This window comes from Embleya sp. NPDC005971, from assembly GCF_040629175.1.
GTDB lineage: Bacteria > Actinomycetota > Actinomycetes > Streptomycetales > Streptomycetaceae > Embleya.
In genome coordinates this window covers 187,851-212,851 of the sequence record NZ_JBEXUX010000007.1, presented here as the reverse complement: position 1 = coordinate 212,851, position 25,001 = coordinate 187,851, and the positions used below count along the sequence as shown (strand labels likewise).

The following is a 25,001-nucleotide window of genomic DNA, read 5'->3' as shown; positions in this document are numbered from 1 at the left end:
CACGCCGTGCTCGGCGAACAACAGCCGGGCCTCGGCGAGCAGGCGCTCGTAGTTGCGGCGGGCATCGGCGCGCATCGGTCGGGTCATCGGCGGGGACGGGCCGCCGAGCCTCGTCACGCACGTGTCACCACGTGCGGTCGAGCGGTCGCCTACCGGAAGGCGGACATGTCCATCTCCCACACCTTCGGCCAGTCCTTGCCGCGGAACGCCGCGTCGGTGCCGCCGTCGCAGAAGACCACCGAACCGACGAAGAACGTCGACTCGCCGCCGAGCAGGAACGCCACCAGTGCGGCGATCTCCTCGGGCCGACCGCCCCGACCGGCCGGGATGGTGCTCAGGAACATCTCCATGCCCTCGGCGGTCAGCGGGTCCTTGCGCCCCTCGGCCGTCATCGGGGTCTCGATCAGGCCCGGCGCGATCGCGTTCAGCCGGATCCCGTCCGCGATGTACTCGGCGCACTTGGTGCGCGCGTACCACGCGAGCGCGGCCTTGGTCGCCGGGTAGGCCTGCAGCGCGGCGAGGTCGCCGAACGCCTCGGTGGCCTTCGTCGCGCCCGCCTCGTCGCCCGCCAGACACAGCTCGGCCACCTCGACCGGCCAGTTCGGCTGGGCCGTCGTGGAGTTGGAGCTGATCAGCACGACGGAGGCGTTCGTCCCGGCCGCGAGCAGCGGGCGCAGCCCCTCCAGGAGGTCGATCGCGCCGAAGTAGTTCACCGCCACCAGCAGGCCGCCCGGGCGCCCGGTGGCCGCCGCCAGGCCGGCGAACGGCACGAAACCGTCCAGCGCGCCGCCGGACAGTTCGGTGACCTTCGTGATCGCCTCGGCGCGGCCCTCGGCGGTGCTCAGGTCCACCTCGACGTCGGCGTCGTGCAGGTCGACGCCGATCACCCGGTGACCGTCCGCCTCCAGCCGGGCCTTGGTGGCGGCGCCCAGGCCCGAGGCCGCGCCGGTGATCGCGTAGGTACCCATGCTTCTCCTTCGATGGTGCTCGACCGACGGCCGACGCCCGAACCACAGTCCTGACGGTCCGTCAGTTCACGACTCCCGGCACTCTCGCAGATCGAGCCGGCACCGGAAAGGCCGACGGGCCCGACCGCTGGAAAGCGGTCGGGCCCGTCGGGTGTCGCGGGTGGAACTAGTGCGCGTGGCCGTGGCCGCCGTGGTTGTGCCCGGCGGGCTCTTCCTCGGCCGGCTTCTCGACGACCAGGGTCTCGGTCGTGAGCAGCAGCGACGCGATCGACGCGGCGTTCTGCAGCGCGGAACGGGTCACCTTGACCGGGTCGATGACGCCCGAGTCGACCAGGTTGCCGTACTCGCCGGTGGCGGCGTTGAAGCCGTGCCCGACGCCGAGCTCCTGCACCTTGTTGACGATCACGTAGCCCTCGAGGCCCGCGTTCTCGGCGATCCAGCGCAGCGGCTCGACCGCGGCACGACGCACGACCGAGACGCCGGTCGCGATGTCGCCGCTCTGGCCGAGGTTCTCGGCGAGCACGGAGACGGCGTGCACCAGGGCGGTGCCGCCGCCGGCGACGATGCCCTCCTCGATGGCCGCGCGGGTCGCGGAGACCGCGTCCTCGAGACGGTGCTTCTTCTCCTTGAGCTCGACCTCGGTGGCCGCACCCACACGGATCACGCACACGCCGCCGGCCAGCTTCGCGAGGCGCTCCTGGAGCTTCTCGCGGTCCCAGTCCGAGTCGGTGTCGTCGATCTCGCGCTTGATCTGCTTGACCCGGTCCGCGATCGCGGCGGCGTCGCCGGCGCCGTCCACCAGGGTGGTCGCGTCCTTGGTGATGGTGATGCGACGGGCGCTGCCCAGCACCTCCAGGCCGACCTGGTCGAGCTTGAGGCCGACCTCGGGGGCGATGACCTGACCGCCGGTCAGGATCGCCATGTCCTCCAGCATCGCCTTGCGGCGGTCACCGAAGCCCGGGGCCTTGACCGCGACGGCGTTGAACGTGCCGCGGATCTTGTTCACGACCAGGGTCGACAGCGCCTCGCCGTCGACGTCCTCGGCGACGATCAGCAGCGGCTTGGACGCGCCGGCCTGGATGATCTTCTCGAGCAGCGGGAGCAGCTCGGCGATGGCCGAGATCTTGCCCTGGTGGATCAGGATGTACGGGTCGTCGAGGACGGCCTCCATCCGCTCCTGGTCGGTGACCATGTACGGCGACAGGTAGCCCTTGTCGAACTGGAGGCCCTCGGCGAACTCCAGCTCCAGACCCATGGTCTGGGACTCCTCGACGGTGATGACACCGTCCTTGCCGACCTTGTCCATGGCCTCGGCGATCAGCTCGCCGATCTGCTTGTCCTGCGCCGAGAGCGCGGCGACGGCGGCGATGTCGTCCTTGCCGTCGATCGCGCGGGCGGTCTTGAGAAGCTGCTCGGACACCGCGGCGACGGCGAGGTCGATGCCCTTCTTCAGGTCCATCGGGGCCGCACCGGCGGCCACGTTGCGCAGACCCTCGCGCACCAGCGCCTGGGCGAGCACCGTCGCGGTGGTGGTGCCGTCACCCGCGATGTCGTTGGTCTTGGTCGCGACCTCCTTGGCGAGCTGCGCGCCGAGGTTCTCGTACGGGTCCTCGAGCTCCACCTCACGGGCGATCGTCACGCCGTCGTTGGTGATGGTCGGGGCACCGAACTTCTTGTCGATCACGACGTTGCGGCCCTTGGGGCCGAGCGTGACCTTGACGGTGTCGGCCAGCGCGTTGACGCCGCGCTCCAGCGACCGTCGGGCCTTCTCGTCGAACTGGAGGATCTTCGCCATGAGGGTCTTCGTCCTTAAAGGTTGCTAGTCGACGTCGTACAACCGACTCCGCCCCGGGTCCACCGGCCGCGAGGGCAGGGCGATCCGGGGCGGGGTCGTCGAACCGTCACCGGTTCCGGCGCGTCAGCGCGATGTCACTTCTCGATGATCGCGAGCACGTCGCGGGCCGAGAGAACGAGGTATTCCTCGCCGTTGTACTTCACCTCGGTGCCGCCGTACTTGCTGTACAGCACGGTGTCACCGACGCTCACGTCGAGCGGCAGACGCTGACCGTCCTCGAAACGACCCGGGCCCACGGCCAGGACGACGCCCTCCTGGGGCTTCTCCTTGGCGGTGTCCGGGATCACGAGACCCGACGCGGTGGTCTGCTCGGCCTCAAGCGTCTGAACCACGATGCGGTCCTCGAGCGGCTTGATGGCAACCTTGGTGTTGGCGGTCGTCACGATGCGACCTCCCCCTTCGGAGATCTCACGGAAAAATGTCTGTCGGCGAATGGGACAGATCCGTCGTCGCGGGTGCCGGACCTGCTCGAATCGCACTGGCACACTCATGGGGAGAGTGCCAGCACAGACACTAGGTGGCGGTTAGCACTCCGTCAACCAGAGTGCCAGATTCAGCGCGTCGGACCGCATTGTTCATACCGGTCTCGTCCCTACCGGCCCGTTCATGCCGCCTTCGGATCGTGCCCGGCCGTGCTCGGCGAGAATGGCCGCGTGCACACCGAAGCTTTCACCGCGCTGCTGACCGACGAGGGCCGTTCGCTGTTGGACCTGCTCGCCGACCACGAGGTCGGCGACGAATTGTCGTGGGCCACCCGGCTGCGTCGTGAGCACCCGGCGGAGTTGGTGGCCGCCGCGCTCACCCAGTCCCGGCTGCGACAGCGCGGGCGGGCCAAGTTCGGCGCGGACGCGGCGCGGATGTACTTCACTGCGAACGGGCTGGAGCAGTCCACCCGCACCCCGGTGGCCGAGCACCGGGCCGCCCGGCTGGTCGCGGCGGGTGGCATCGACCGGGCGGTGGACCTGTGTTGCGGCATCGGCGGCGACGCGCTCGCGCTGGCCCGGGCCGGGATCACCGTGCACGCGGTCGACCTGGACCCGCTGACCTGCGCGGTGGCCCGGGCCAACGCGGACGTGCTGGGGGTGGCGGATCGGCTCACCGTCGAGTGCGCGGACGTGACCGAGGTGGACCTGGGCGGCTTCGACGCGGCGCTGATCGACCCGTCCCGACGCACCGCCCGCGGGCGCACCTTCGACCCCGAGGCGTACTCGCCGCCGTTCTCCTTCCTGAGCAGGCTCGCCGCCGAAGTGCCCTGCGGCGCGGCCAAGGTCGCGCCGGGCATCCCGCACGAGATCGTGCCCGAGGGCATGGAGGCCGAGTGGGTCTCCGATCGCGGCGACGTCAAGGAGGCGGTGTTGTGGTGGGGCCGGCTCGCGCACGCCGGCCTGCGCGCCACGGTGTTGCCCGGCGGCGCGGCGCTGACCTCGGGTCGGGTCCGCCCGGCACCGGTGGGCCCGGTCCGCCGCTACCTCTACGAGCCGGACGGCGCGGTGATCCGGGCGCATCTGGTGTCCGAGGTGGGCGAGTTGGTGAACGGCAACCTGGTGGACGAGACGATCGCCTACCTGACCTCGGACCACCTGGTGGGCACGGTGTTCGCGAGCGTGTACGAGATCACCGACGTGTTGCCGTTCAACCTGAAGCGGCTCAAGGCGCTGCTGCGCGAGCGCGGCGTCGGCAACCTCACGGTCAAGAAGCGCGGCTCGGCGGTCGAGCCGGAGGAGGTCCGCCGCCGGGTCAGGCCGACCGGCCCGAACGCGGCCACGGTGCTGCTGACCCGGGTGGCGGGCGCGCCCACGATGCTGATCGCGCAGCCGGTGTCGACGGGGTAGCGCTGTCCGCCCGGCCGGGTCGAACGGGGCTAGCCGATGTAGTCCTCCAGGCGCGCGACGGTGTAGCCCTGGGCCTGGATCTTGCGCAGCATGTTGCCGAACATCTCGGTCATCGTGGTTCCCTTGAGATCACTCGGCCCGCGGAAGTGGGCCAGGATGATGTCGCCCGGGTGCAGCTTCTTCTCGCCGACGTACTGCATGTCGTTGATCTGCATCGATTCCTGCCACTTGACGATGGCCTCGATCCCGCCGCAGCCGCCGACCACCGTCTGCGTGGTCGCGTTCCAGTTGCCGTAGGGCGGGCGGAACAACGTCGGGCGCTTGCCGTAGACCTCGGCGAGCCGGTCCTGCTGGCCGCAGATCTGGTGCTTCTGCGCGTCCGCGCTCAGCGTCTTGAGGTCGGGGTGGGACAGCGTGTGGTTCTGCACCGTGGCACCCAGTGCCTGGAGCTTGCGGAAGTACTCCGGATCCTGCCGCACGTAGGTGTCGTTGAGGAACATCGACACCGGGATCCGCAGGTCGCGCATCATGTCCAGGAACTTGGGGTCCTTCTCCGACCCGTCGTCGATCGTGATGAACACGATCTTCTCCTGGGTGGGGATCTTCTCCACCACCGGCGGCTTGGCGCCGCCGGCCTTGATCGGCTTGACCGCGGGCGGGGCGGGCGGCGGCGCGAACGGCTTCAGGTTCCACTTCGCGGCGAGCGCGGCCGCGTCGGCGCCCGGGGTGTCCGGCTTCGCGGCGGGGGTGGGTTTGGTGGGGGTGGTGGACGCGCCGCGGGTCGGTCGTTCGCTGCCCTTGACCGACGCGGTCTCGTCGGAGCCGCCGCAGCCGGTCAGGGTGACCAGCAGCAGACCGGCCACGCCGGCCCAGGTCGAGGCGAAGGCCGCGCCGCGCCGCTTTTGTACCGTTCGATGCACCACTGTCCCGGGGCCTTTCGTTCGCCTGGTCCGATCGGCCCACGCTACGCGCCGCGGCGGCCTGTCACGGTCCGGACAAGGGCTGTTCAAGGGACTGTCGAAGGACTGTTGAGCAGCCGATGAGCTGGGCACACTCCCGGCAAGGCCAATGGCACGTGCGGCGGCACGCAGCCATCAGCCAAGGCACTCGACCCGCGTCCGGCTTGCGAATGGCCTCCTCGTCGGATGCGGGTCGAGTGTTGCGCGACCGGGAAGGCGGCCGGCCGGGGCCGATCAGGGGCCGATGCTGAGCCGTTCGAAGCTCCACTCGTGCGGTGGCCGGGCGACCAGGGCGGCCGGCGGGTCGGGCAGCGGCACCGGCGATCCGGTCCACAGCGCGATCACCACCACCCGGTCGCCGCCCTGTTCGTCGGCCGTGGCGAACACCTCGACCCGTTCCAGGCCGGGCGCGCCGACGACGGCGGGCAGCGCCGCGGCGTGCACCCACTCGGCCAGTGCCGCCCCTCGACCGGCCTCGGTCCTGGCCTCCCACATCGCCGCGATCGCCATCTCGCCTCTTCCGTTCTCGCCGGCACGCGCTCGCGCCGTCGCCGCTACGACAGGGCCTGGGACACCGTGACCGGCATCGAGGAGTCGGCCGGGATGGTCAGCGTGGAGGGGGCCCGGTCCCGGGCGACCAGTTCGGCGCCGAGCGCGGCCACCATCGCCCCGTTGTCGGTGCACAGGCCCGGTCGCGGCACCCGCAACACGATCCCGGCCGCGTCGCAACGCTCCTGGGCCAGTGCGCGCAGGCGCGAGTTGGCGGAGACGCCGCCGCCCATCATCAGGTGCTCGACGCCGTTCTCCTTGCAGGCGCGGATCGCCTTGCGGGTCAGCACGTCCACGACCGCCTCCTGGAAGGAGGCCGCGACGTCCGCGATCGGCACCGTCTCGCCGGCCCGCTGCCGGGCCTCGACCCAGCGCGCGACCGAGGTCTTGAGGCCGGAGAAGGAGAAGTCGAAGGGCGCGTCGCGCGGCCCGGTCAGCCCACGCGGGAACGCGATCGCCGCGCGATCGCCCTCGCGCGCCCACCGGTCGATCGCCGGTCCACCGGGGAAGCCGAGCCCGAGCACGCGCGCGACCTTGTCGAACGCCTCTCCGGCCGCGTCGTCGATGGTCGAGCCGAGCGGGCGCACGTCGGCGGTGATGTCCGGGACCAGGAGCAGCGAGGAGTGCCCGCCGGAAACCAGCAGCGCCATGCACGGCTCGGGCAACTTGCCGTGCTCCAACTGGTCCACGCACACATGCGAGGCGAGGTGGTTGACGCCGTAGAGCGGCTTGTCCAGCGCGACCGCGTAGCCCTTGGCCGCGGCGACGCCGACCAACAACGCACCGGCCAGTCCGGGACCCGAGGTCACCGCGATCGCGTCGATGTCCCGCATCGTGACGCCGGCGTCGGCGAGCGCGCGGCGCACCGTGGGCACCATCGCCTCCAGGTGCGCACGGCTGGCCACCTCGGGCACGACACCGCCGAACCTGGCGTGCTCGTCGACGCTGGAGGCGACCGCGTCCGCGAGCAGCGTGGTGCCGCGCACGATGCCGATGCCCGTTTCGTCGCACGAGGTCTCGATGCCCAGGACGAGTGGTTCGTCAGCCACCGGTGGCCGTTCCTTCCCGACGTTCGTGAAGATCGCAGCGCATCACCAGCGCGTCCACGTTGGCGGGCTGGTAGTAGCCCCGCCGCACGCCGATCCCCTTGAATCCGAAGCGCTCGTAAAGCGCCTGTGCGCGGGCGTTGTCCACGCGCACCTCCAGCAGCACATCCCGACAGCCGCGCCGAATCGCCAGGTCGAGCAGCTCGGTCAACAACCTCGCGCCCAGCCCCGTCCCCCACCGATCCCGCCGCACCCCGATCGTCTGTACGTCGCCCTCGTCCCCGATCACCGCGAGCCCGGCATATCCGGCCAGCCCCCCGACCTCGTCCTCGGCAACCACGTAATAACGCAACTCGGGATCGGCCAACTCCGACCAGAACATCCCGGCCGACCACGCATCCTCGACGAACAACTCATGCTCGAGCCGCATGACCCCCTCGATGTCCCACCACCGCATACGCCGCAGCCGAGACCCGATCTCCATACCCGAAGTCTATCGACACCCCCACAACCCCCACCCCAACCAACCAAGCCCACCAAACAAGCCAACCCAGCCCAACCAAAACCCGAGCCAACCCAGCCCCACCAACACACAAGGCAAACCAACCCAACGCACACGAGGCCACCCAGCCCGGCCGGCGCTTGACGCAAATCAGCCCCGCCGGCGCTTGAGGCGAACCCAGCCCGGCCGGCGCTTGAGGCCACTCAGCCCGGCCGGCGCTTGAGGCAAATCAGCCCCGCCGGCGCTTGAGGCGAACCCAGCCCGGCCGGCGCATGAGGCCACTCAGCCCGGCTGGCGCATGAGGCAAATCAGCCCCGCCGGCGCATGAGGCGAACCCAGCCCGGCCGGCTCATGAGGCCACCCAGCCCCGCCGGCGCTTGAGGCGAAACAGCCCGGCCGGCGCATGAGGCCAAGAAGCCCCGCCGGCGCTTGAGGCGAACCCAGCCCGGCCGGCGCATGAGGCCAACGAGGCCGGCGACGCTAGGCCCTCGCCCCCGGCCCACCGGGCGTAACAACCTTGTACCCCACGGGAACCTGCGCATCGGGCCGCCGCAAATACAACGGCTCGGGAGCCAACAACGCACCGCCCCCCACCAACCGCCCCACCGCGAACGCCGCCAGCGCCGCCGCGTCCGGATGCTCCGGCAACCGCGCGTCGGCAAAGGCCGAGGCATACAGCGCAGCCCCCGCCCCCACCGCCGGCAACCCCCTGACCTCCTCGGCCAACTCGCCCGGACGATCCACCGCCGGCCCCTCCACCCGCGCGCCCGCCTCGTCGTACCGCGCCCAGTAGACCTCCTTGCGCCGCGCGTCGGTCGCCGCCACGAACGGCCCGTCGACGGTGCCGTCCCGGCCCGCCGCGTACGCGAGCGCGTCGAGGGTGCACACCCCGTGCACGGGGATGCCGAGCGCGTCGCCCAGCGCGAGCGCGGTCACGATGCCGACCCGCAGGCCGGTGTACGGCCCCGGCCCGACGCCGACCGCGATGTCGGTGAGCTCGGCGCGGGTGCGACCCGCCACCCGCAGCACGTCGACGATGCCGGGCGCGAGCAGTTCGCCCTGGCGACGTGCGTCGACCCGGGTGGAACCGGCAAGCACGCCGGAATCGTCGTGGAGGGCGACCGTAACGGCCGGGGTCGCGGTGTCGAAGGCGAGCAGCAGCACCGCACCAGGCTACCGACCGCACGCGGTGCCTCCGCCCGTCGGCACCCACGCGATACGAAAACTGCACCCGGCTCCAACGCGCGGACGGCACCTGCCGGCACCATGGAGGCCACCACACGGCGGAAGAGGGACCCAAGGCAATGGCGAAGCGGCTCAACCCGGGCGTGGCCGTCGCGGGCATCACCATCGCCGCACTGGTCGGCGTCGGATTCCTCGCGGCGCAGGCCGCGAACTCGGCGCCGGACAACCGGGGGATAGCGCGCACCAGCACCCCGACGCCGTCCGCCGTATCCGGCGCACCCGTGCCCCCGGTCTACGTCCCGCCGCCCGTGCCCACCGGCTCCGGCACCGGCAAGCGAGTCGTCTACTCGGTCAAGGCCGGCCACGTCTGGCTGGTCGACGAGGCCGAGCGCACGCTGCGCGAGTACCGGGTCGCGAACGCGCCGGTCAAGCCGCAACCGGGCACCTACCAGGTCACCCAGAAGAAGGAAGAGGCGCAGCCCGGCAGCGACGGCCTGCGGATCACCCACTCCGTGCGCTTCGGGGCGGTACAGGGCGTCCCCCTGGGTTTCGCCGCCACCGACACCCCACTGGACCAGATCGACGCCGGCAACAAGCCCGCCCCCTCCACCAGTGGCACCCCCCGCCCGCGCACCTCCACCCCGGCCGGCAAGCAGAGCGCGGGCGTGCGATCCGGCACGGAGGACGGCGCCGCCCTGTGGGCCTTCGCCCCGGTCGGCACGCCGGTCATCGTGGTGCCCTGACCCACCTGCGGTCCGAATCCGTCACGTCACGCCACGCCCACCGTCGCCCCATTCAGCGGCTATTTCGGGACATTGCCCACATATCATCAGGACGATGATCCCTCCGGTCACGCCCGCCCCATCAACCACACGCGGCGACCGACCGGACGGGCCCGTCAGGGCAATGGCACCGAGGAAATGGTGGCGGCGTGGCGCACGACTCCTCCGGCCCGAGCGGTCCCGGCGACGTCCAGGGCCCGACTCCCCGGCGCAGGCTGTTCGACTATCCGCGCGGCAATCGGCACGGACTCCGGCGCTGGCTGCCCTCGTTCAAGCACCTGCTGACCTTCGTCCTGCTGGTGCTCTCCGGTCTGTTCGCCGCCGTCGGCCTGGTCTACGCGGTCACCCCGGTCCCGCACACCGTCAACGCCCAGGCCCGCCAGCAGAGCAACGTCTGGTACTGGAGCGACGGCACCGAGATCACCCGCACCGGCACCACCAACCGGCAGACCGTGCCACTGTCGGAGATCCCGCTCGACGTGCAACGAGCGGTACTCGCCGCCGAGGACCGCTCCTTCTACAGCAACTCCGGCGTCTCGATCACCGGCACCGTGCGCGCCCTGCTGCGCAACGCGGCCGGCGGCGGAGGCGGGCTCCAGGGCGGTTCGACGATCACCCAGCAGTACGTCAAGAACGTCTACCTCACCCAGGAGCAGACGCTGGCCCGCAAGTTCAAGGAGGCGATCATCTCGGTCAAGCTCGATCGCACCGTCTCCAAGGACGACATTCTCAGCGGGTATCTCAACAGCGTGTACTTCGGCCGCGGCGCGTACGGGATCCAGGCGGCGGCGCAGGCGTACTACGGCGTCGACGTCGGGCAACTCACCGTCGAGCAGGGCGCCTACCTCGCGGTGTTGTTGAACGCGCCCAGCGCCAACGACGTGCGCAACACCACCGACGCGGGCCGCCGGCGGGTGCTCGCGCGCTGGAACTACGTGTTGGACGGCATGGTCAAGGAGAAGTGGCTCACCCCCGAGCAACGCGCCGGCATGGTCTTCCCCGAACCGCTCGACCCACGTCCGGCGGCCAACCTGGCCGGTGTGAACGGCTACCTGGTGGAGATGGCCAAGCGATATCTGCTCGACCACAAGGTGGTCGACGAGGACCGACTCGACGCCGGCGGCTACGCGATCACCACCACGTTCGACAAGCGCAAAACCGAGGCGCTCCAGCAGACCGTGCAGGACCAACTCGCCCAGTCGCTGGACCCGGCGAAGCGCTCGGCCGACGTCGGCGTCCGGGTCGCCGCCGCGTCCGTGGAACCGGGTACCGGGCGGATCGTCGCGATCTACGGCGGACCGAACTACGTGAAGCAGTTCGTCAACGACGCCACCCGCCGCGACGTGCAGGTCGGCTCCACCTTCAAGCCGTTCGTGCTCGCGGCCGGACTGCGCGATGGGGTGCAGGACGGGGACGGCGGGCGCGACCGGATCAGCACGCGCACGCGGTACAACGGCAACGACAACGTGGTGATCCGCTACCCGAACGGCAAGCCGGTGCTCCAGGACGGCGTGCCGTGGCAACCCGGCAACGAGGACGGCGTCAGCTACGGGCAGATCGACCTGGCCCGGGCGATGGACAAGTCGGTGAACACCGTCTACACCCAACTCGGCATGGACGCGGGCCCCGACCGGGTGGTGCGGGCCGCGGTGGACGCCGGGCTGCCCGCGAGCACGCCGGGCCTGCAACCGGTGCCCTCCGTCTCGCTGGGCACCTCCACCCCCAGCGCGCTGGACATGGCCTCGGCGTACGCCACCTTCGCGGCCGAGGGCAAGGCGCGCGACAACTATCCGGTGGAGAAGCTGACCCGCTCGGGCAATTCCGTCGACCTGCCCGACCACAACACGAAGGGCGGCTTCGACGACCAGCAGGCGCACGCCGTCACCCAGGTCCTGCGCGGTGTCGTGGACGACGGCACCGGTTTTCGCGCACAGGCGCTGAACCGGCCGGCGGCGGGCAAGACCGGTACCACCGACGACAACCGCTCGGCCTGGTTCGTCGGGTACACGCCGGACCTGGCCACCTCGATGGGGATGTTCCGCGAGGACCCGGACACCCACGCGTTCCTGTCCATGTCCGGGGTCGCCGGGCTGCCCCGGGTGGACGGCGGCAACCTGCCGACCCGGATGTGGACCACGTACATGCGGGCCGCGCTCGCCGGGCAGCCGGTCGCCGAATTCCCGGAGGACACCTCGGGCGGCCTCGGCGGGCCGGACACCAGCCTGGTGCCGCCGGACACCTCCACCACGACCCCCAGCGCCCCGGCCACCGCGAGCGGCAGCCCGCCCGCCGGCGGCGACACCGGCACCACCGCGCCGCCCACCGCTCCCCCGGCGACCGGCACCCGCGCACCGGCCACGTCGGTCGGGCCGACCGGCTCCGGCGGCGGAGCGAGCACCCGCCCGCCCAGTCGGGCCCCGAACTCGCCCAACGTCCCGAACACACCCGGATCGCAGACGACCGCCGCGCCCTGACCCGCCGGCCGTCGGCCGTCAGCCGGCCGGCGCGTCCAAGGCGACGCCCGCCCAGCGCGCGCCGATCCCGGTCACCGCGATCGTGCGCACCTCGTCGCCGGCGAAGTCGGTCGGGCTCTCCGCGAGCGCGTCCGCGCCGACCGGGTCGCGCGCGATGGCGATCTCCAGCCGATCCTCGGTCAGTTCCTCGACCATGCCCTCGCCCCACTCGACCACGGTCACCGACTCCTCCAGCGAGGCGTCCAGATCCAGGCCGTCGATCTCGGCCGTGACGTCCGCCGAGCCGCCGAGCCGGTAGGCGTCGACGTGCACCAGCGCCGGCCCACCGACCTCGGACGGATGTACCCGGGCGATCACGAACGTCGGCGAGGTCACCGCGCCGCGCACGCCGAGGCCCACCCCGATGCCCTGGGTCAACGTCGTCTTGCCCGCGCCGAGCCCACCGGACAGCACGATCAGGTCGCCGGCCCGCAGCAGCTTGGCCAAGCGGGCGCCGAGCGCACGCGTGTCCGCGCCGCCGGCGACCGTCACGGTCACACTTCGCACCACTTCAGCACTCCCAGCACACCGAACTCACGGGCCCGAACCGCCTCGGGTCCGCCCTCCCCGGGCCCGGCCCCGGTTGTGCCCGGGGTCGCGACTCGGGGTCACTGCTCGGGATCACTGTCCATCAGGATCCCGGTCTTCGTCGATTCCGACCTATGCTGACGATTCGCCGCGTGGATGCCGCTCGGATCGCCCCGCGCGCCGTTTCGGCGCGGTCGCGGTGCGCGCGAGAAGCTCGCGCAGCGCCGCGTTGACCACCTCCGGGTGTTCCAGCAGGGTCAGGTGTCCCGACTGCGGTACGACCAGCAATTCGGCGCCGGGCAGCGCCTCCTTGATCGCCTCGCTGTGCGAGGCCGGCGCTATCAGGTCCCCCTCGCCGGCCACCACGAGCGTGGGCACGTGCGCCAGCGCGGGCAGCGCGGCCAACTTGTCGTGCGCCTCGAAGGCCGGGAAGAACTCGGCGATCACGTCGATCGGGGTGCCGGAGATCATCCGGTCGGTGAAGCGCACCAGGGTCGGGTCCACCTCGGAGTCGAACGCGTACCGCTCGGTGAACAGGTAGACCAGGTCCCGGGCGGCCCGCCGGCCCGCCTCCACCAGCGCGGCCCGACGGCCGAGCGTGCGCAACACCCCCGGCGCGATCCGGTGCACCAGCCGGGCGCCGGCCGCGGGGATGCCCAGCGTGACGGTCGCCCAGCGGCCCGCCGAGGTGTTCATCAGCGCGACGCCGATCACCCGGTCCCCGAACAACTCGGGGTGTTGATCGGCCAGCGCCATGATGGTCATCCCACCCATCGAGTGGCCGAGCAGCACCAGCGGCCCCTCGGGGGCCAGTTCGGTCAGCACCGTGTACAGGTCCGCGCCGAGGTGGTCGATCGTCGAACTCTCCGGCGCGGCCCGACCGGAGCGGCCGTGGCTGCGCTGGTCGTACAGGACCAGGCGGTAGTCCTCGCGCAGTTCGGCCCGCTGGTAGTGCCAGCAGTCCATGTCCAGGCAGTAGCCGTGGCAGAGCACCACGGTCACCGCCGCGTCGCGTTTGCCGTCCACTTCCGCGTACAGCTCGACGCCGTCGCCGGCGATGACGGTGTGGGGTTCGCCCCGCAGCGTGCCGAACTCGGCGAGCGCGTCCAGTTGGGCCTCGGTGCGCCGGCGGAACGCCCGCCCGACGGTCATGCGTTCGATCGCCACGCCCGCGGCGGCACCGGCCGCGAGCACGCCGACCGCGGCGCCCAGGATGCCGGCCCGACGACCGAGTGCCCGGCCGCCGCCGGAGCCGACCGGTACCGGGGTGGTCACGGCGCGGCCGTCCCGTCGGCGGCGACCCCACCGACCGTCGTCCCCTCGACCGCCGTTTCGCCGACCGTCGTTCCGCTGTAGACGCGAGGCACCCGCACACCGATCCGGGTGACGATCTCGTAGCTGATCGTGTCGATCGCCCGGGCCCAGTCCTCGGCGGTGGGCTCGCCGCGATCGCCCGGGCCGAACAGGATCGCCTCGTCGCCCGCGGCGGCGTGGTCGTCACCGAGGTCGACCACGAACTGGTCCATCGCGACCCGGCCCACGATGGTGCGTCGACGGCCGGCCACCAGGACCGGGCCGACGTTGCTCGCGTGCCTGGGGATGCCGTCCGCGTAGCCGGTGGGCACCAGCGCGAGCGTGGTGTCCCGGGGCGCGGTCCACGCATGCCCGTAGGACACGCCGTGCCCGGCCGGCACCCGCTTGACCCCGGCCAGGCTCGCCGTCAGCGTCATCGCGGGGCGCAGCCCGAAGTCGGCGGGGCCGCCGACCTGCGGCACGGGCGAGAGGCCGTAGCTGACCAGGCCCACCCGGACCAGGTCGAAGTGCGCCTGCGGCAGGAGCAGGGTCGCGGGCGAGTTGGCCATATGCCGCACCTCGGGGGTGACCCCGCAGCCCTCGGCGTGCGCCGCCATCGCGGTGAACTCGGCGAGCTGGGCGGGCACCGAGGGGTGCCCGGGCTCGTCAGCGCAGGCGAAGTGCGACCACAGGCCGACCACCTCGACGGCCCCGTCGGCCTGTGCCTTGAGCCCGGCGTCCACCAGGGCCGGCCAGTCGGCGGGCGTGCAGCCGTTGCGTCCCAGGCCGGTGTCGGCCTTGAGGTGCACGCGCGCGGTCCGGCCGGCCGCGCGGGCGGCGGCCACCACCTCGCGCAGCGCCCAGAGCCCGCTCACCGAGATGTCCACATCCGCGCGCACCGCGTCCTCGAACGCGTCCCCGGGGGCCCACAACCAGGTGAGCACCCGGCCGGTGTCGCCCGCCGCGCGCAGGGCGAGCGCCTCCTCGACCACCGCGGTGCCCAGCCACGTGGCGCCGGCCTCGCGGGCTGCTCGCGCGCACGGGATCATGCCGTGTCCGTAGGCGTCCGACTTGACCACGGTCATCACCGCCGCCGAGCCCACTCGCGCGCGCACGGCCGTGATGTTGTCCCGAATCGCATCGAGATCGATCCGCGCCTGGGCACGCATGTTGCTGGTGGTCCTTCCGACGACGGTCAGCGACGAGAGTGGGGACCCCGGTCCCGGACGGATCCGGGTCCGGGCATCCCGGAACTCAAGACTCCCAGTGTGGCAGGCTCGTGCCGGGACGGCGTCCCCGTCACGTGCCTGTGACGTCCGCCCACACCGCGGGCAGCACCCGAATCAGGTCCGGCGCGGTCACCGGACCCGGCAGCGCACGGGCGGCCAGACCGTGCAGGTAGGCGGCCACCGAACCGGCGTCCAGCGCGTCCAGGCCCGCCGCGAGCAGCGCGCCGGCGAGCCCGGAAAGCACATCGCCGCTGCCCGCGGTGGCCAGCCACGGCGTGCCGGTGGGATTGATCCTGGCCCGGCCGTCGGGCGCGGCGATCACCGTCGTGGTGCCCTTGAGCAGCACGACGCAGTCGTAGAGCCCGGCCAGCCGGCGCGCGTGTTCCAGCCGCTCGGCCTCGATCCGCTCGCGGGTCGCCTCGATGCCGGCGGCGGCGAACAGCCGTACCGCCTCGCCCGCGTGCGGGGTCAGCAGCACGGGGGCGGACCAGGTGCCGGGCGGGGTCCGGGCGAGCAGGGTCAGTCCGTCCGCGTCCACCAGTACGGGCACCCGCGAGCGCAGCGCACTGGTCCAGCGCGCCCGGGCGTCCGGGTCGGTGTCCAGCCCCGGGCCCACCACCCAGGCCTGCACCCGACCGGCATCGGCGGGCGCCGACACGCCGGCCAGCGTCTCCGGCCAGGCCGCGAGCACCGGGTCCACCACGTCGGCGGGGCCGGCGAACCGGACCGCGCCCACACCGCCGCGCACGGCCGCGCCGACCACGAGCACCGCCGCGCCGGGATATCTGGGCGAGCCGGCGACCACGCCGAGCACCCCGCGCGAGTACTTGTCGCTCTCGGCCGAGGGCGCGGGCAACAGCCGGGCCACGTCCGCGTGTTGCAGGACGGTCAGGTTCGGATCGGGCAGCTTCGGATCGAGTCCGATGTCGACCAGCCGGCACACCCCGGCGTGGGTCGCACCGGGGTCGACCAGCAGGCCGGGCTTGTAGGTGCCGAAGGTGACCGTCACATCGGCGCGCACCGCGGCACCCTCGACCCGCCCGGTGTCCGCGTCCACCCCGCTGGGCACGTCGACCGCGACCACGATCGCGTCCCGTACCCGTGCGAGCAGTTCGGGAGCGGGTGCGCGCAGCGCGCCGCGCCCGCCGATCCCGACGATCCCGTCGAGCACCAGGTCGGCCCGCCCGAGCAGGTCCGGGTCGATCCGGGCCGGCTCGCGGGCGTCCCACACCCGGGCGCCGGCCCGCCGTGCCGCGGCCAGGCCGCCGGGGTGGGCCCGCTCCGGCGCGAGCAGCAGCGCGTCCACTCTGGCCCCGCGTCGGGCCAGCAGGGCGCCCGCGTACAGGGTGTCCCCGCCGTTGTCGCCGCTGCCCACGAGCAACACGACGCGCGCGCCGTAGACCCGGCCGAGCAGTCGTACGCACGTGTTCGCCAGGCCCGCCGCGGCCCGGCGCATCAGCGTGCCCTCGGGCAGCGCGGCCAACAGCGCGGCCTCCGCGGTTCGTACCTGTGCGACTTCGTGCGCGGCCCGCATCCGACGCCCCCTCAGCCCTCGGCGATCACGACAGCGGAAGCAATGCCCGCGTCGTGGCTGAGCGACACATGCCAGTGCTGCACGCCCAGTTCGGCGGCCCGCGCGGCCACGGTGCCGCGGACCGCGAGCAGCGGCCGGCCGGACTCCGCGGTGGTCACCTCGGCATCGTGCCAGTGCAACCCGGTGGGCGCGCCGAGCGCCTTGGCCAGCGCCTCCTTGGCGGCGAACCGGGCGGCCAGCGACGCGACGCCGCGTTCCTGTCCGGGGCGCACCCAGCGCTCGCCGTCGGTGAAGAGCCGATCGGTCAACCCCGGGGTCCGCTCCAGGGACTGCCCGAACCGCGCGATGTCCGCCACGTCGATACCCACACCGATGATCACGTCCCGAGCCTACAAACACCGCGGGCGGCCCGACCCCGGGCACGGACGAGCCCGGGCCGCATCCCCGTGGGATGCGGCCCGGTGGGCTCGCGGCGTGTGCGGCGGATTCACCGGCGTGTGCGGCGGATTCAGGAGACCTCGACGACCTCGGCCCGGTTCCGCTCCTTCGTCTCCGCGACCTTCCCGACCGGCGTGACCGGCAGGTCGACCCGCACGGCGCGGCGCTTGGGCTGCCGCTGGCCGAGCACCATCGCGCCCAGGGCGATCAGCAGCCCGAGCACTTGCGGCGGGGTCAGCGTCTGGCCCAGCACGACCAGGCCGGCGAGCGTGGCGACCACCGGGTTGACCAGGCCGAGGAAGGACGTCACACCGGCGCCGAGGCGCTCGATGCCGCGGAACCACAACACGTAGGCGAGGGCGGTGCCGATCAGGACCAGGTAGCCGAAGCCGAGCAGGTTGCGGCCGGTGGGCACCGGCGGCATGCCCTCGATCGCGAACATCAGCGGGACGATCACCAGGCCGCCGGCGGTGAGCTGCCAACCGGTGGTGGCCAACAGCGAGACACCCTCGGGCCGGCCCCAGCGCGCCGACATCACCACGCCCATCGCCATCAAGGTGGTGGCCAGCAACATCAGGCCGACGCCGATCGGGTCGATCTCGGCCTTCGAACTGAGCACGAGCAGCGCGACCCCGACCACGCCGCCGACGCCCGCGAGCAACACCCGCGGTTGCGTCCGCACCTTGAGGATCAGGAACGACAGGCCCGCGACGATCAGCGGCGACACCGAACCGATGGTGGCCGCGACCCCGCCGGGCAGGCGGTAGGCGCCGGCGAAGATCAGCGGGAAGAACAGCCCCACGTTGAGCATCCCCAGGACGAACGACCGCCACCACCACACCCCGGTCGGCAGCCGTCTGGAGAGGGCGACCAGGAGCAGACCCGCGGGCAACGCCCGCACGCCGGCGGCGAGCAGCGGCCGGTCCGCCGGGAGCATCTCCGTGGTGACCAGGTAGGTGGTCCCCCACGTGGCCGGGGCCACGGCCGTCGCCAGGAGCATCCCCACGCGACCGAGCCCCTTGCTACCACCCTGAACCGCCATGCCATTCACCTCAACGCTAGTTTTGCGAGCACTGACTATCTGAACGTTGAGATAAGTAAATACCCTCGATCTGCGAGCGTCAAGTAGATGAGCGTTGAGATAAATTGGCGGCATGACCGAACGCGACACCCGCGACGTGGACACCCGCGACGCCATCGACGACGTATGGGACCAATGGCGCCACGAGCGCCCCGACATCGATCCGGCCGACCTGGACGTGATGGCGGCCGTGGGTCGGATGAACCGCCTGCGCCGCTACATCGACCAGACGCTGCGCACCTACTTCGCCCGGTACGGGCTCGACTTCTCCGAGTTCGACGTACTGGCCACCCTGCGCCGCTCCGGCGGCGTCGAGGGGGTCAGCGCCGGCACCCTGCTGCGCTCGGCGATGGTCACCTCCGGCGCGATCACCAACCGGGTGGACAAGCTCACCGCGAAGGGCCTGGTCGAGCGCTCGGTCAGCGCCGAGGACCGGCGCTCGGTCCTGGTCAAGCTGACCCCCGAGGGCATCCGGCTCGTGGACGACATCCTGCTCGGCCACCTGGAGAACGAGAGCCGTTTCCTCGCCGTGCTCGACGCCGCCGAGCGCGACCAGCTCAACGGCCTGCTGCGCAAACTGCTGATCGCCCAGGGCGACACCCACCTGGGCTGATCCAAACGAACGACCCGAGCAGTCCCGCCCCACAACGCGAAACCGCCCCGCGCCCCCTCGTTCGAGGAGGCACGGGGCGGCCGACGAGCCGGGTCGAACTACTCGACCGTGACCGACTTGGCCAGGTTGCGCGGCTGGTCCACCTCGTGGCCCTTGGCCGTGGCCAGCTCGCAGGCGAACACCTGGAGCGGCACGGTGGACACCAACGGCTGGAGCAACACCGGCGTGACCGGGATGCGCACCAGGTGGTCGGCGTACGGCACGACCGCCTCGTCGCCCTCCTCGGCGATCACGATGGTGCGCGCGCCGCGCGCCCGGATCTCCTGGATGTTGGACACGATCTTGTCGTGCAGCACCGAGCGCCCGCGCGGCGACGGAACCACCACCACGACCGGCAGACCCTCCTCGATCAGCGCGATCGGGCCGTGCTTGAGCTCGCCCGCCGCGAAGCCCTCGGCGTGCATGTACGCCAGCTCCTTGAGCTTGAGCGCACCCTCCAGGGCCACCGGGTAGCCCACGTGCCGACCCAGGAACAACACCGAACCGGCGTCGCTGAGCGAACGCGCCAGCTCGCGCACCGGCTCCATGGTGTCCAGGACCTTCTCCACCATCTCCGGCATCGCCGCGAGCTGCTCGATCACCTCGGTGATCTCGTCGCCCCACTTGGTGCCGCGCACCTGGCCCAGGTAGAGCGCGACCAGGTAACACGCGACGAGCTGGGTCAGGAACGCCTTGGTCGAGGCGACCGCGACCTCGGGGCCGGCGTGCGTGTACAACACGGCGTCCGCCTCGCGCGGCATGGTCGAGCCATTGGTGTTGCAGATGACCAGCACCTTGGCGCCCTGCTCGCGGGCGTGCCGCTGGGCCATCAGGGTGTCCATCGTCTCGCCGGACTGCGAGATGGTCACCACCAGCGTCTGCCGGTCCAGGATCGGGTCGCGGTAGCGGAACTCGCTGGCCAGTTCGACCTCGCAGGGCACCCGCGTCCAGTGCTCGATCGCGTACTTGGCGATCAGCCCGGCGTGGAAGGAGGTACCGCAGGCGATGATCACCACCTTGTCGATCTCGCGCAGCACCTCGTCGGCGATCCGCACCTCGTCGAGCACCAGGCTCCCGTCGGTACCGATCCGGCCCAGCAGCGTGTCGGCGACCGCCTTGGGCTGCTCGGCGATCTCCTTGAGCATGAAGTAGTCGTAGCCGTCCTTCTCGGCGGCGGAGACGTCCCAGTCCACGTGGTACTCGCGGAACTCCGCCGGCGCACCGTCGAAGTCGGTCACCGTGATCGTGTCCCGGCGCAGCTCGACCACCTGGTCCTGGCCCAGCTCGATCGCCTCGCGGGTGTGCTCGATGAACGCGGCGACGTCCGAGGCGAGGAAGTTCTCACCCACCCCACGACCGACCACCAGCGGCGAGTTGCGGCGCGCGCCGACCACCACGTCGGGAGCGTCCGCGTGCGCCGCGACCAGGGTGAACGCACCCTCCAGTCGGCGACACACCCGGCGCATCGCCTCGGCCAGGTCCTCGCCGGCGCCCGGGAACTCCTCGGCCAGCAGGTGCGCGACCACCTCGGTGTCCGTCTCGGAGCTCAACTTGTGCCCACGCTCGGCCAACTCGGCTCGCAGCGCGGCGAAGTTCTCGATGATCCCGTTGTGTACGACGGCGACCCGGCCCGCGTTGTCCAGGTGCGGATGCGCGTTCGCATCGTTGGGCGCACCGTGCGTGGCCCACCGTGTGTGGCCGATGCCGCACGTCCCCACCGGCAGCGGCGACTCGGCCAGCGCGCCCACCAGGTTCGCCAGCTTCCCGGCACGCTTCTCGCTCACCAGCGCACCGGCGGAGAGCACGGCCACCCCGGCCGAGTCGTAACCGCGGTACTCCAGCCGCTTGAGCCCACCAATGACCACGTCCAGCGCCGATTGAGCGCCCACATATCCCACAATCCCGCACATGGGGGCCAGCCTAAGGGGTCGCCGTCGAGCCGGCGGAAACGCGTTCGACGGCCCGCCGACGGGACGCGGGCACACACTCGGGACAATAGGCGTGTGCAATCCTTCGCGGCTCAGGGGCCGGCTCGCGACCTGTCCCCCTTCGTCGAACTCGACCGCGCCGCCTGGACCCGGCTACGGGCCGGGACGCCGCTTCCGCTGACCGCCGACGAACTCGAACGCCTGCGCGGCCTGGGCGACGTGGTCGACCTCGACGAGGTCTCCGACGTCTACCTGCCGCTGTCCCGGCTGCTGAACCTCTACGTCGGCGCCACCCGCGGCCTCGGCCGCGCGCTGACCACGTTCCTGGGCAACGGCGAGAACCCCGGGATACCGTTCGTGATCGGCGTCGCGGGCAGCGTCGCCGTGGGCAAGAGCACCACCGCGCGCATCCTGCGCGAACTGCTCGCCCGCTGGCCCGACCACCCGCACGTCGAACTGCTGACCACCGACGGCTTCCTCTACCCCAACGAGGAGCTGGAACGCCGCGGGATCATGCATCGCAAGGGCTTCCCCGAGTCCTACGACCGACGTGCCCTGGTCCGCTTCGTGGCGGACGTCAAGGCGGGCAAGCCCGAGGTCTCCGCGCCGGTCTACTCGCACCTGACCTACAACATCCTGCCGAACGAGCGGCTGACCATCCACCGACCCGACATCCTCATCGTCGAGGGCCTCAACGTCCTGCAACCCGCCTCGCCCACCCCCGACGGCCGACCCCGACTCGCGCTGTCCGACTTCTTCGACTTCAGCGTCTACGTGGACGCCCGCACCCAGGACATCCGCCGGTGGTACCTGGAACGCTTCGTCAAGCTGCGCCAGACCGCGTTCCGCGACCCGGCCTCCTACTTTCGCAAGTACGCGGTGATGACCCCCGAGGACGCGCTGCGCTACGCGGAGAACACCTGGGCCACTATCAACGAGACCAACCTGGTGCAGAACATCCGGCCCACCCGGGCCCGGGCCACCCTGGTGTTGCAGAAGGACGCCGACCACGCGGTGAGCAGGCTGCGGCTGCGCAAGTTGTGACCCCGGGCGTCGTGACCTTGGATACGGTCGCACAATGTTCCATCTGCGCCTGATCGTTCCCACCGACCGCAGCGCCGCCGTGCGCGATCTGCTGCTCGTCGAACCCGGCGCCACCCACCTGGTGGTCTGGCCGGGGGCCGCGGTGCAGCCCGCGGGCGACGTGATCGCCTGCGATCTCGCGCGCGAGGCCACCAGTACGGTGCTCGCCGACCTGCGCGCGCTGGGCCTGGAACAGGACGGCTCGATCGCGCTCGAGGACCTGGACGTGCTGTTGTCCCGCTCCGCCGACCAGGCCGAGCGGGACGCGCCGGGCGAGGGCGCCGACTCCGTGGTGTGGGAGGAGATCGAGGAGGCCACCTCCGAGGAGTCCACGCTCTCCGTGACGTTCCTGGCCTTCCTGGCCGTCGCCACCATGATCGCGGCGTGCGGCGTGCTGCTCGACAACCCGATCCTGGTCGTCGGCGCGATGGTGGTGGGCCCGGAATTCGGCCCGCTCGCCGGCCTGTGCGTGGCCGCGGTGCAGCGCCGGCCCCGACTCGCCGCCCGGTCCGCACTGGCCCTGCTGGTCGGCTTCCCGGTGGCGGTGGTGGCCACCATGGGGTTCACCGGACTCCTGGACCTGCTCGGCCTGTTCGACCGCGACATGCTCGAACGTCCGCGCCCGCTCACCGAGTTCATCTACCAGCCGGACTGGCTCTCGTTCTGGGTCGCGCTGCTCGCCGGCGTCGCGGGCATGCTCTCGCTGACCAGCGCCAAGTCCGGTGCGCTGATCGGGGTACTGATCTCGGTCACCACCGTGCCCGCCGCCGCGAACGCCGCGGTGGCGATCCGCTACAGCGACTACCGCCAGGCGGCCGGTTCGCTGGGCCAACTCGGCCTGAACCTGGCCGGCATCGTGTTCGCGGGCACCGCGACCCTGCTCGTACAACGCGCCCTGTGGCACCGCCAGGCCGGCCGAAACAAGCGGCGGCCCCCGTCCGGATCGACAGGGGCCGCCAAGTCTTCGTGAACCCGCGGGTCTTCGTGAACCCGCGAGAACCCGGCCGGGCTAATCCAGCGCGAGCAGGGTCCGCACGACCTCGGCCAGACCCGTCGCCTCGTCGTGCGCCTGGTCGTGCGTCTGCGCCTCGACCATCACCCGGACCAGCGGCTCGGTACCCGAGGGGCGCAACAACACCCGCCCGGTGTCGCCCAGGCGTTCCTCCACCAGTGCGACGGCGCCCGCCAGTTCGGGCGTGGTGTGCACCCGGGTGCGGTCCACGCCGGCGACGTTGATCAACATCTGCGGCAGTCGGGTCATCACCGAGGCCAGCTCGTGCAGCGGCTTGCCGGTCTCCGCGACGCGCGCCAGCAGCCGCAGCGCGGTCAGCGTGCCGTCGCCCGTGGTGGCGTGGTCCAACAACACCACGTGGCCGGACTGTTCGCCGCCCAGCGACAGGCCGGACGCCTGCATCGCCTCCAGGACGTAGCGGTCGCCGACCGCGGTCTCCACCATCTTGATGCCCGCGGCCTGCATGGCCAGCTTGAGCCCGAGGTTGGACATCACGGTGGCCACCAGCGTGTTCTCCACCAGTTGCCCGGCGTCGCGCATCGCCAGCGCGAGCACCGCCAGGATCGCGTCGCCGTCGACCAACTCGCCGCGCGCGTCCACCGCCAGGCACCGGTCCGCGTCGCCGTCGTGCGCGATCCCCGCATCCGCGCCGTGCTCGACCACCGCGGCCGCGAGCGCGTCCATATGCGTGGAACCGCAGTTGTCGTTGATGTTGAGGCCGTCCGGCTCCGCGTGGATCGCGATCACCTCGGCCCCGGCCCGGCGCAGCGCGTCCGGTGCCACCGCGGAGGAGGCGCCGTTCGCGCAGTCCACCACGATCTTGAGCCCGTCCAGGCGATGCGGCAGCGAGGCCAACAGGTGTTCGACGTAACGCTCGTGGCCCTCGGGGTGGTCCTGCACCCGGCCGACCCCGGATCCGGTGGGCCGCTCCCACGCGGTGCCCAGCAGCGCCTCGATCTCGTTCTCCACGTCGTCCGGCAGCTTGTGCCCGCCGCGCGTGAAGAACTTGATCCCGTTGTCCGGCATCGCGTTGTGGCTCGCCGAGAGCATCACGCCCATGTCCGCGCCGAGCAGCCCGGTCAGATGGGCGATCGCCGGCGTCGGCAGCACCCCGGCGCGGTAGACGTCCACGCCCGCCCCCGCCAGGCCCGCGACCACGGCGGCCTCCAGGAACTCTCCGGACGCCCGGGGGTCGCGACCCACCACGGCGAACGGGCGGCGACCGTGCCCCGATGGCGGAATCCCGTCCCGACCGCGTGATCCCAGCACCCGCGCGGCGGCGACCGCCAGATCGAGCGCCAGTTCCGCCGTCAGCCGGCCATTCGCCAGGCCACGTACGCCGTCCGTACCGAAGAGTCGTCCCACAGTTGGATCTCCCGCATACATTCCGGATGTCTCGGACACTACCTCGCGGCGCCACTCCCGCAGGAGTAGCGCCGGAAAACGCATCAGGCCCCGGGGGCACGAACCGTGCCCCCGGGGCCTGATGACGCTGCGAACAGCCGCAGAGGGTGCTGCGAGGCTGTTTAGCGCTTGCTGTACTGAGGCGCCTTGCGCGCCTTCTTCAGACCGTACTTCTTGCGCTCCGTGGCACGCGGGTCACGGGTCAGGAAGCCGGCCTTCTTGAGCGCCGGGCGGTTCGCCTCGACGTCGGCCTCGTTCAGCGAACGGGCCACACCCAGACGCAGCGCGCCGGCCTGGCCGGAGACGCCGCCACCGTGGATACGGGCGTGCACGTCGTAGCGGTCGTCCAGCTCGAGCACCTTGAAGGGCTCGTTGACCAGCTGCTGGTGCACCTTGTTCGGGAAGTACTCCTCGAGCGTGCGCCCGTTGATCTTCCACTTGCCCGTGCCCGGCACGATGCGGACGCGCGCGACGGCTTCCTTGCGGCGGCCGGTGGCCGAACCCGCCTGCGGCTCGCTGAAACGCGAGGCGAGCGACTCGGACGTGTAGCTTTCGAGCGGAAGACCCTCGGTCTCCTCGATCGGGGTTTCTGCAATGGTCTCGGCCACTGTTCTCCTCAAACTATTCG

At 71.7% G+C, this 25,001-nt stretch carries 23 protein-coding genes and 1 pseudogene; 6 read left to right on the top strand and 18 right to left on the bottom strand.

From position 1 onward, the window contains the following. The 4 genes and pseudogenes from ABZ374_RS09950 to groES form a co-directional block, all read right to left on the bottom strand. Nucleotides 1–87 (bottom strand): annotated as a pseudogene (locus ABZ374_RS09950) (TetR/AcrR family transcriptional regulator); the annotation flags it as partial. Nucleotides 88–149: 62 nt separating this feature from the next. Next, a complete protein-coding gene (locus ABZ374_RS09945) occupies nt 150–968 on the bottom strand; it encodes an SDR family oxidoreductase (RefSeq protein ID WP_360308872.1) in 819 nt (272 codons plus the stop codon). Between the two features lie 166 nt (nt 969–1,134). Next, nucleotides 1,135–2,763 carry a chaperonin GroEL gene (gene groL / locus ABZ374_RS09940; RefSeq protein WP_360308869.1) on the bottom strand — a complete coding sequence of 543 codons (1,629 nt, stop codon included), beginning with the start codon at nt 2,761–2,763 and terminating at the stop codon, nt 1,135–1,137. A gap of 134 nt (nt 2,764–2,897) precedes the next feature. Beyond that, on the bottom strand, nt 2,898–3,206 hold the full coding sequence (gene groES, locus ABZ374_RS09935) for a co-chaperone GroES (protein ID WP_161359282.1): 309 nt from the start codon (nt 3,204–3,206) through the stop codon (nt 2,898–2,900). 270 nt (nt 3,207–3,476) lie between these two features. Here groES and ABZ374_RS09930 point away from each other — a divergent pair, with 270 nt between their 5' ends. Continuing rightward, the gene (locus ABZ374_RS09930) at nt 3,477–4,655 is read left to right on the top strand and encodes a methyltransferase domain-containing protein (RefSeq protein ID WP_360308866.1); all 1,179 of its coding nucleotides are present in this window, start codon (nt 3,477–3,479) and stop codon (nt 4,653–4,655) included. A 29-nt stretch (nt 4,656–4,684) separates the two neighbouring features. Here the strand turns inward: ABZ374_RS09930 and ABZ374_RS09925 are convergent, their stop codons facing one another. From ABZ374_RS09925 to tsaB, 5 genes are all read right to left on the bottom strand, one after another. Then, nucleotides 4,685–5,578 (bottom strand): polysaccharide deacetylase family protein, encoded by an 894-nt coding sequence (locus ABZ374_RS09925; RefSeq protein WP_360308863.1) that lies wholly within the window; start codon nt 5,576–5,578, stop codon nt 4,685–4,687. Nucleotides 5,579–5,848: 270 nt separating this feature from the next. Beyond that, nucleotides 5,849–6,124 (bottom strand): hypothetical protein, encoded by a 276-nt coding sequence (locus ABZ374_RS09920; RefSeq protein ID WP_360308860.1) that lies wholly within the window; start codon nt 6,122–6,124, stop codon nt 5,849–5,851. 44 nt (nt 6,125–6,168) lie between these two features. Continuing rightward, the gene (gene tsaD, locus ABZ374_RS09915) at nt 6,169–7,212 is read right to left on the bottom strand and encodes a tRNA (adenosine(37)-N6)-threonylcarbamoyltransferase complex transferase subunit TsaD (protein ID WP_360308857.1); all 1,044 of its coding nucleotides are present in this window, start codon (nt 7,210–7,212) and stop codon (nt 6,169–6,171) included. Further along, entirely contained in the window at nt 7,205–7,693 is a 489-nt protein-coding gene (gene rimI, locus ABZ374_RS09910; RefSeq protein WP_360308854.1) for a ribosomal protein S18-alanine N-acetyltransferase, read from the bottom strand. Before rimI ends, tsaD begins: the two co-directional genes overlap by 8 nt. A 498-nt stretch (nt 7,694–8,191) precedes the next feature. Next, nucleotides 8,192–8,875: a tRNA (adenosine(37)-N6)-threonylcarbamoyltransferase complex dimerization subunit type 1 TsaB gene (gene tsaB, locus ABZ374_RS09905; protein WP_360308851.1), complete on the bottom strand. Its 684-nt coding sequence runs from the start codon at nt 8,873–8,875 to the stop codon at nt 8,192–8,194. 140 nt (nt 8,876–9,015) lie between these two features. Between tsaB and ABZ374_RS09900 the strand changes: the two genes are divergently transcribed. Both ABZ374_RS09900 and ABZ374_RS09895 read left to right on the top strand, forming a co-directional pair. Further along, a complete protein-coding gene (locus ABZ374_RS09900) occupies nt 9,016–9,639 on the top strand; it encodes a hypothetical protein (protein WP_360308849.1) in 624 nt (207 codons plus the stop codon). 188 nt (nt 9,640–9,827) lie between these two features. Beyond that, nucleotides 9,828–12,152, top strand: coding sequence for a transglycosylase domain-containing protein (locus ABZ374_RS09895; protein WP_360308846.1), 2,325 nt, complete (start codon nt 9,828–9,830; stop codon nt 12,150–12,152). 18 nt (nt 12,153–12,170) lie between these two features. Here the strand turns inward: ABZ374_RS09895 and tsaE are convergent, their stop codons facing one another. The 6 genes from tsaE to ABZ374_RS09865 all read right to left on the bottom strand — a co-directional run bounded on the left by tsaE (nt 12,171) and on the right by ABZ374_RS09865 (nt 18,255). After that, entirely contained in the window at nt 12,171–12,689 is a 519-nt protein-coding gene (tsaE, locus tag ABZ374_RS09890; protein WP_360308843.1) for a tRNA (adenosine(37)-N6)-threonylcarbamoyltransferase complex ATPase subunit type 1 TsaE, read from the bottom strand. 162 nt (nt 12,690–12,851) lie between these two features. Further along, nucleotides 12,852–13,994, bottom strand: a complete 1,143-nt coding sequence (locus tag ABZ374_RS09885) for an alpha/beta hydrolase (RefSeq protein ID WP_360308840.1) — start codon at nt 13,992–13,994, stop codon at nt 12,852–12,854. Beyond that, nucleotides 13,991–15,181, bottom strand: a complete 1,191-nt coding sequence (gene alr, locus ABZ374_RS09880) for an alanine racemase (protein WP_360308837.1) — start codon at nt 15,179–15,181, stop codon at nt 13,991–13,993. The genes ABZ374_RS09885 and alr overlap by 4 nt, the downstream gene beginning before the upstream one ends. Nucleotides 15,182–15,311: 130 nt before the next feature. After that, nucleotides 15,312–16,775 carry an NAD(P)H-hydrate dehydratase gene (locus tag ABZ374_RS09875; RefSeq protein WP_360308834.1) on the bottom strand — a complete coding sequence of 488 codons (1,464 nt, stop codon included), beginning with the start codon at nt 16,773–16,775 and terminating at the stop codon, nt 15,312–15,314. Between the two features lie 11 nt (nt 16,776–16,786). Continuing rightward, nucleotides 16,787–17,155, bottom strand: a complete 369-nt coding sequence (locus ABZ374_RS09870; RefSeq protein ID WP_360308831.1) for a holo-ACP synthase — start codon at nt 17,153–17,155, stop codon at nt 16,787–16,789. A gap of 128 nt (nt 17,156–17,283) precedes the next feature. Beyond that, entirely contained in the window at nt 17,284–18,255 is a 972-nt protein-coding gene (locus ABZ374_RS09865) for an EamA family transporter (protein WP_360308828.1), read from the bottom strand. Between the two features lie 112 nt (nt 18,256–18,367). On the opposite strand from ABZ374_RS09865, the gene ABZ374_RS09860 reads away from it, so the two are divergent. Continuing rightward, entirely contained in the window at nt 18,368–18,907 is a 540-nt protein-coding gene (locus tag ABZ374_RS09860; RefSeq protein WP_360308825.1) for a MarR family transcriptional regulator, read from the top strand. A 98-nt stretch (nt 18,908–19,005) separates the two neighbouring features. Here the strand turns inward: ABZ374_RS09860 and glmS are convergent, their stop codons facing one another. Then, nucleotides 19,006–20,856, bottom strand: coding sequence for a glutamine--fructose-6-phosphate transaminase (isomerizing) (gene glmS / locus ABZ374_RS09855; RefSeq protein WP_360308822.1), 1,851 nt, complete (start codon nt 20,854–20,856; stop codon nt 19,006–19,008). Between the two features lie 93 nt (nt 20,857–20,949). On the opposite strand from glmS, the gene coaA reads away from it, so the two are divergent. Continuing rightward, on the top strand, nt 20,950–21,918 hold the full coding sequence (gene coaA, locus ABZ374_RS09850; protein ID WP_360308819.1) for a type I pantothenate kinase: 969 nt from the start codon (nt 20,950–20,952) through the stop codon (nt 21,916–21,918). A gap of 34 nt (nt 21,919–21,952) precedes the next feature. Continuing rightward, nucleotides 21,953–22,927 (top strand): DUF389 domain-containing protein, encoded by a 975-nt coding sequence (locus ABZ374_RS09845; protein WP_360308816.1) that lies wholly within the window; start codon nt 21,953–21,955, stop codon nt 22,925–22,927. A gap of 39 nt (nt 22,928–22,966) precedes the next feature. Here ABZ374_RS09845 and glmM read toward each other — a convergent pair whose 3' ends face one another. Together glmM and rpsI are read right to left on the bottom strand one after the other, a co-directional pair. After that, nucleotides 22,967–24,334 (bottom strand): phosphoglucosamine mutase, encoded by a 1,368-nt coding sequence (gene glmM / locus ABZ374_RS09840; RefSeq protein ID WP_360308813.1) that lies wholly within the window; start codon nt 24,332–24,334, stop codon nt 22,967–22,969. Between the two features lie 161 nt (nt 24,335–24,495). Continuing rightward, complete coding sequence (rpsI, locus tag ABZ374_RS09835) at nt 24,496–24,981, bottom strand: 30S ribosomal protein S9 (protein ID WP_020549204.1); 486 nt, start codon at nt 24,979–24,981, stop codon at nt 24,496–24,498. Nucleotides 24,982–25,001 lie beyond the last annotated feature (20 nt).